Annotated in this window: 1 protein-coding gene; it reads left to right on the forward strand. The window is 67.2% G+C overall.

What is annotated here, in order from left to right; genetic code table 11:
* A partial coding sequence (locus tag EAO77_RS38340) for a stealth conserved region 3 domain-containing protein (protein WP_187283636.1) occupies nt 1-751 on the forward strand: 751 nt, incomplete at both ends.

Genomic DNA, 751 nt, shown 5'->3' on the forward strand with positions numbered 1-751 from the left:
ACCGGGACGAACTGCGGTACTCGCTGCGCTCGCTGGCGATGTTCGCCCCGTGGGTGCGCACCATCTACCTGGTGACGGACGACCAGACCCCCGAGTGGCTGGACACCGACCAGCCCGGCATCGAGGTCGTCAGCCACCGCGACATCTTCACCGACCCCGAGTGGCTGCCGACGTTCAACTCGCACGCCATCGAGAGCCAGCTGCACCGCATCGAGGGCCTCTCGGAACACTTCCTCTACYTCAACGACGACGTGATGCTCGGCAACGAGGTGACGCCGGGGGACTTCTTCCTCTCCAGCGGCCTCACCAAGTTCTTCCCCTCGCCCGCCCTGGTACCGCTCGGCGAGAAGACCGCGGGCGACCCGCCGGTCGCGGCGGCCGGCAAGAACAACCGCCGGCTGATCGAGGAGCGCTACGGCAAGGTGCTCGTCCAGAAGATGAAGCACATGCCGCACCCGCTGCGGCGCAGCGTGCTCACCGAGATCGAGACCGAGTTCGAGTTCGAGTACCGCGCGACCGAGGGCAGCCGGTTCCGGAGCATCGACGACATCTCCATCGCCTCCTCGCTGCACCACTACTACGCGTACCACACGCGGCGTGCCGTGCCGTCGGCGCTGCCCTACACGTATCTCGACCTGACGCATCCGTGGACGGAGGCCCGGCTCGGCCGGCTGCTCGCCAACCGCGACAAGACGGTGTTCTGCGTCAACGACACGGTCTCCACCGAGCAGGACGTGACGGGCCAGAAGGA

Origin of the sequence: Streptomyces sp. T39, from assembly GCF_008042045.1 — a bacterium.
Taxonomy (GTDB): Bacteria; Actinomycetota; Actinomycetes; order Streptomycetales; family Streptomycetaceae; genus Streptomyces.